Here is a 6,115-nt window from a genome sequence, read left to right on the forward strand (position 1 = left end):
TGGCAACGATCCTGCCCTAGGACAAGCCCGCGGCGCCAGACGTACCGCAACTGCATCCCGATCCCCCGCGAGCAGGCGGTAGCTGCACCAGTACGGGTCGGCCCTGACAGCATCGACCTGGCTGCGTTTCTGGGTCCTCGCAGCCATTCATCGGAGTGGCTGCGCCAGGCCCAGGCGCCCACGCGTTCGGTAGTGCAGACGATGATTGACCGGGGCGGACCTGACCCCTGGACAACGTCCTTACGTCAGTTTTTTGCTCGAAGCAGGTGGTGCTGGAGCGTCTCACTCATCCAATCGGCGAGGCGATGCGGGGTCCAGCCGAGTTGCTCTACGAGTTCCCGGTAGAGGCCGGGGGCGGCCAGGCCCCGGAATATTGCCTGTGCCTCGGCCAGGGGTACGGCGAGTTCGCCCCCGAGCGCGGCGATCATCGCGTCCATGATCTGGTCCCGGCCTGCGAGTTTGGCGCGCAGCAGCTCCCGTGTCTGGGGGCTCTCGTCGGTAGCAAGGACTGGGCCACCCGAGGCACTACGGCCTGGGTGCGTTTCCACGGACGAGGAACACACACGGGACCGTTCTTCGGACCACCCAGCGGGAAGCCGGTCGAGGTGACGGTCATCGACATTGCCGCCGTCGTCGACGGACGTATCGCCGAGCACTGGCGCGTTCCGGACCGTTTCTCCCTACTCCAGCAGACGGGTGTACTGAGACGCCTAATGCCCAGCGGCTCTCCAAATTGAGCTCCAAATGGCGGAAAAGATAGGGGACTGGGATAGCACTCTGTAGTTTGGCATCGGCGTGGGAAGCTCAAAGTTGCAGGCAGCAGGATGTTTACAACAGCAGGGCCCGTGTGAATGCGGCCCCTGTCGGCTGCCCAGGGTCCTCCTCTGCATGTGATGCCAGGGAGCAGCCAACAGCAACGGCTCGTACTCATCTGTGTCTCTTGGAACTGGGACCACTTTGATCCTTGCCCGCATGGCCGCTGACTTGCCCGAGCAAATTGGGCTCAATACGCGGGATCCGCCAGGGCTGAGTGCTTGAATGAAATGCATGGTGGACCGCAACGTACTGATCTCCGGCGCCGGCATTGCCGGTTCCACGGCCGCGTATTGGCTGGCGAAGGCAGGTTGGTCGGTCACGGTTGTGGAACGAGCGGCCGACATCCGATCTAGTGGCAACCCTATTGACGTACGTGGAGGAGCCGTCGCTATTGCACGGCAAATGGGCATCTGGTCCCACCTGGAAGAGGTCGCGACCGGAGTCGAACGCTTGGTCTTCGTCGACGCCGACGGGCGTGCACAGGCAATGATCCCCACGCGGCTACGCGGTGGCAGCCCAGAGGAGGTCGAGGTCGCACGAAATGAACTCGTCGACGTGCTGCTTGAGAAGGCACACGAGACAAGCCTCATCATCCGGGACGACTCGATCACCGCTTTGCACCAGGACGACAGGGGTATCGACGTCCAGTTTCAGCGGACCCCTTCCCGTCGCTATGACTTGATTATCGGGTCCGACGGACTCCACTCCACCGTTCGCCGCTTGGCATTCGGCCCCGAAGAACGTTTTTCCCGCCCCTTCGGCATGTTCGTCGGTACGGTGCGCGCGCCTGCGCCGATCGAAGATCCGCGCACTGTGCTGTTGTACAACGAACCTGGAACCTCCCTGATCATCCATCCGGCAGGTGGGAAGCCCGGGTTCGCATTCATCTTCCGGGGACAGCACGATTTCGACTACCGGGACGCCGAACAAGGCAGACGCATCGTCGAGTCCGCCTACGCGGGCGGCGGATGGCTCACAACGCTCGCCCTCAAGGAATGGGGCGCGTCTGACGATAGGTACTTCGACGCCGTCACACACGTGGACGTACCGCAGTGGGCTGCCGGCCGAGTCGTGCTGCTCGGTGACGCGGCAAGTTGTATCTCGCTGTTCGGTGAAGGATCCAGCAACGCGATCGTTGGAGCCAAGACCCTCGCCGACTCCATTGCCGCGCACCCTGATGACCACACCGCCGCTTTCGCCGACTATGAACACAAACACCACAAACACGTTCGAAAGCAACAACGAGGCGCCGGCATCGCATCCCGCCTCCTTGTACCCAAGACCCGGTCGGGCATCACGATACGCAATGCTGCGCTAAACACCCTTCCCTTCCGGAGCAACCGACGAAACCGAGATTCACAGGGATAAGTGACGGGCTTCCGCAAATGGTCTGCCTAAGCGCGCCATCTTTCGCTGCACGGCTGAACAGCGCACGAAAGGCGCCGTTTGAGGATCCTTCACTGGACACTCGTTCCCGCATCAGCAGTGCCTAGTTGCCTCGGAGTCTCTCTTCGTCAATGAGGTCGATTGCGTGGTCGAAGTTCATCACTAGGGTCGGGAAGCCTGCATCAAGCCGTCGTTGAGCCACATGAATAACCGAAATGCTTGTGTTTCTGCTTATCCGGACCATTGGGAAGCCCTCTTCGATAACTTCCCAATGAGTTCCCGGGATGGCGTGAGTGAGAACGTCTCCGTAGAACATGCCAACGGCCGCAGCGAGTCCCGTTAGATCTTTCATCGCCTCCGGGTCCACAGTCAGCGCATCAATTACGACAAGGCCCTCGCGTGAGCGGGGAAGGACCACTCGTTTCCCTTGGCAGTAGGTGAGGAGCTCGTCGTAACCGCCAACGTTGATTGACGCAGGAGAGGGTTTATTCGTGGCCGGCTTGTACTCCGCATATCTCCGGGCCATGCCAGGAGGGAGTAATTGAAGCGGCTCTTCGGTCTCGACCCGGTCAGGCATGCCGTCATGCTACGCGGATATGGCCCTGGAGCGGCACTGCCAAATAGGCCGGAATCAAGGGGCACTTCAGCGCCCGGTAGAGGATCCCTCAACGGGCGCATGTGAAATCGACTTCGATCTTTTGGCCCGAAGCCGCGCCATCCCGAGCGGGGTTGCGCCGATCCATGAGCGTGGCAGCGACCGGTCGGCCTCGCCGTGCACGGTCAACGAACCTCTCTCGGGCCATACCAGACGCCCTCCGGTGGGCCGATCGCACCGGCCCTCTCGCGGGCGTCGGCCAACGTGGCGGAGGAAGCGAACTGCCGGGCCAGGTCGAGATCGGCCATGTCCATCGCAACAATGACGGTGTTCGGCGCCTCCGCGTCGAGGTAGGTTCCGGTGACCACCAGCCCGTGGCGGCGACGCACCGCGTCCAACTCCGGGTCGTGAAACACCGCATCCCATCGGGCGACGTCGGCGACGCGCTGCTTGACCAGCATGATTCCCGCCATGAGAACTCCATAGAAGACGACGATTTTGTTTGCCCATAGTCTTCCTCTAGTTTCGTCGATGTCAAACGGAATGCACGTTCTCTTAGGACGGGGGAGCCAGGACCAGCAAGACGGGCCAGCCAGGACCAGAAATCCGGAGCCCGGTCTCACTTAGTCGGCTCAGCGCCCCCCAGAGAACCGGCGGCCCATTACGTGCCTCCAAGCCATGGTCACCGTGTTGCAGATTCCCGCCCACCAACGGGCACTGTGCCCGGTGAAGGATCCTTCACCGGGCACGCTCTCGTCGTCCTGATGGGCTGAAGCGGTTAGAGTTCGTTTGTGAGCGATCGTTGGGGAAAGACCGCAGTCCGCTGCCTCTACATAGGCGTATTCCTTGTGATGTCTGTCGTGCTCATCTGGCGGCTCAACGACTTTGGCTCTATGCCGAAGCCGGGCCAGGCACTCTGGATTGCGGTCCTCGCGGTGTACACGTTTGGGATCCTGATGTTCCTTGGACTCACCGTTCCTGCCCGCCGCGCGCGGCGAGCAGCCGAAACCATAGGTGCCGAGCGGCCCCACGCCGTGGTCGTCAGGACATACTGGGGTGCTCTCTACACGGCATTCTTTCTCAAACCCGGGCCGTTATGCAGGAAGGCTAGAGGGCGCGGGGGATTCTTGCTTCTTGTAGCCGACCACAACGGACTCGAGTTCATCAGGCCCCGCGGTCTTTTCTCCTTCGGCCTCGTCCCCTGGGGTCTCGTGAAGGACGTTCGCCTGGACGCGCTGATCGCCCCTCTGGCGTCGCGCCCGAAGCTCGTAATCGAGATCCAAGGCGACACCACACCCTACAGTGACCTCTTCGAGCTCCTCCCGGAAGGAAAGGAAGAGCGCGCCCGTGCAGTTGACTCCTTGGCTGCGATCCTTTCGATGGGACCCCTCGGCCCTCGGTAGCGCGAAGCAACCGTAGTCACCTCTGTCGGCCCGAGACGGTGAAGGTCGCGTTTTGAGCGTTCGCCGGCGGCGTCTCGTCGCGCTATGGACGCACAGTCATGCCCGTTCGCCGATCCGTCAGCCGACCCGCAATACAGCGCGCTTTTGCTTCCATCCGCATGTCCGTGTCCCCCCGCGAATAATTGTCTGGACGGCGCCTGATCAAACCCGAGCCTGGTCCAAGGCACCCATAAGCCGTTCAACATCATCGACGTCGTAGAAGGCAACCGTCTGTCCCATGCCAAGGCCGAAGAAGTCCATCCCGGTGTTCTGGTACATGCCCAGAAGCCCAGCTAGGCCTTGGTATCCGAAGTTGACACTTACATGCCGCCCGTCCTTGGACCTGTCCACTTTGGTGGAGGTACCGACGATGGGGGAGTCAGCAATAGACCTCTCTCCCGTACAGACGATAGCCCGCGAGTTAGTGACCGCATAGATCGTTGCGAGCTTTCGTCGTTTCCCTGTTGCCTCATTGCAATACCTCCGGGAAGAGTAATACGTTGCCTCATTTGAAAACCTCCGGATGAGTGGCTTCGTTGCCTCGTTGAAGAACCTCCGGATTGCCTAGCCGTTCCAGGCTCGGTTTACGGGTTTGAGGGGTGCTGGTTTCTTGACCAGGGCCAGTGTTTCCAGCTGTCCTGTGAGCGCCAGAATCTGACGTGAGAGGGCTCCGGGCTTGATGCGTTTGAAGGCGGCGTTCATCTGGATGACMGGGCGTTTGTGCATCCGTTCATGCCGGATCGCGCGTTGGTGGGGTGTGGCTGGCGCGTCGTGTTTCTTGGTGACTTTCGCGCCGTGCCGCTGCTTGGAGAGTAGYTTCTGCTGGGGCAGCAGGTAGTTGGTGAAGACACGGTCCAGCTCCCAGATCTCGTTGAGTTTCTCCAACTCCGCGGTGGTKTCGTAGCGCAGGTAGCCGACCAGTTCCCGGACCCTGGCCCAGTTCTTCTGCTCCACGTGGGCTCCGTCGTTCTTGTTGCCTGGCCTGGATCTGGTGAACGTGATTTGGTGCGCGTGGCAGTAGGCCAGCAGATGCTCGTTGATGAACTCGGAWCCGTTGTCCGAATCGATGCCGATGATGGGGAACGGAAAGACCGCAGTGACGTGTTCAAGGGCCTCGAAGACCCATTTGGCGGCCTTGTTCCGCACCGACCGGTTCACGGTCCAGCCCGTGGCGATGTCCGTCACCGTCAGGGTGCAGCAGAACTCSCCGAAGCTGTTGCCTCCCTCGTGGCCGACCAGATCGATCTCCACAAATCCCGGGACGGCGTCGTCCCACTCGGCCCACGTACGGATCGGGATCTGGGATTTCAGGAGAGTGCCCGGCTTCGTGTGGGATCGGCCCCGCAGGACCATCTTCGACCGTTCGCCGGCGAGTTTGCGGTCGATGGTTGCCGCGCTCATKCGCATCAGCAAATCCGCCTGCCCGTCGGTGATCTCAAGCTCTTTGTCCCGGCGCAGCAGCGGCACCARGACAGGCAGCATCGGGGCCAAYAGCCTGCCGGCAGGGGCGCGCAGCACCGCCCAGCATTTGATCAGCGGCGGCACCAGATCGGGGCCGTAGACCGGGGTCCTGCCCGGCCTGGGCCTGACAACTTTCAGGACCAGAGCCTCCCGCAGCGCTGCCCGGGCRTAGTCRCGGTGCCAACCGGTCAGCTCGACCAGTTCGTTCAGGATCCGGGAYTTCCCTGACCGATCAGCACCCTTATAGGCGAGGGCTTTCTTCTTCGTCACAGCTTGCCGCTGGGCCATCGTTAGCTCCATGAAAACGGGCATAGCCCCGAACCGCCGCCACACTTGCGAACCACGCCGTTACGCGGAGGTTTTCAAATGAGGCAACGTATCCGGCTACGCGGAGGTTTTCAATGAGTCAACGCGG

At 61.6% G+C, this 6,115-nt stretch carries 6 protein-coding genes; 3 read left to right on the plus strand and 3 right to left on the minus strand.

Annotated features, from left to right (window positions below):
* Nucleotides 1-305: 305 nt before the first annotated feature.
* Nucleotides 306-737, plus strand: a complete 432-nt coding sequence (locus AC1DCM_RS26375; protein WP_477520308.1) for an ester cyclase — start codon at nt 306-308, stop codon at nt 735-737.
* 310 nt (nt 738-1,047) lie between these two features.
* Nucleotides 1,048-2,184 (plus strand): FAD-dependent oxidoreductase, encoded by a 1,137-nt coding sequence (locus AC1DCM_RS26380; protein ID WP_477520303.1) that lies wholly within the window; start codon nt 1,048-1,050, stop codon nt 2,182-2,184.
* 121 nt (nt 2,185-2,305) lie between these two features.
* Here AC1DCM_RS26380 and AC1DCM_RS26385 read toward each other — a convergent pair whose 3' ends face one another.
* Together AC1DCM_RS26385 and AC1DCM_RS26390 are read right to left on the minus strand one after the other, a co-directional pair.
* A complete protein-coding gene (locus tag AC1DCM_RS26385; protein WP_477520304.1) occupies nt 2,306-2,779 on the minus strand; it encodes a DUF6278 family protein in 474 nt (157 codons plus the stop codon).
* 203 nt (nt 2,780-2,982) lie between these two features.
* A complete protein-coding gene (locus AC1DCM_RS26390; protein ID WP_477520305.1) occupies nt 2,983-3,270 on the minus strand; it encodes a hypothetical protein in 288 nt (95 codons plus the stop codon).
* A gap of 318 nt (nt 3,271-3,588) precedes the next feature.
* Between AC1DCM_RS26390 and AC1DCM_RS26395 the strand changes: the two genes are divergently transcribed.
* Nucleotides 3,589-4,200, plus strand: a complete 612-nt coding sequence (locus tag AC1DCM_RS26395) for a hypothetical protein (RefSeq protein WP_477520306.1) — start codon at nt 3,589-3,591, stop codon at nt 4,198-4,200.
* Nucleotides 4,201-4,803: 603 nt separating this feature from the next.
* Here AC1DCM_RS26395 and AC1DCM_RS26400 read toward each other — a convergent pair.
* On the minus strand, nt 4,804-5,988 hold the full coding sequence (locus AC1DCM_RS26400; protein ID WP_477520307.1) for an integrase catalytic domain-containing protein: 1,185 nt from the start codon (nt 5,986-5,988) through the stop codon (nt 4,804-4,806).
* Nucleotides 5,989-6,115 lie beyond the last annotated feature (127 nt).

This window comes from Paenarthrobacter sp. 10N417 (assembly GCF_056394745.1).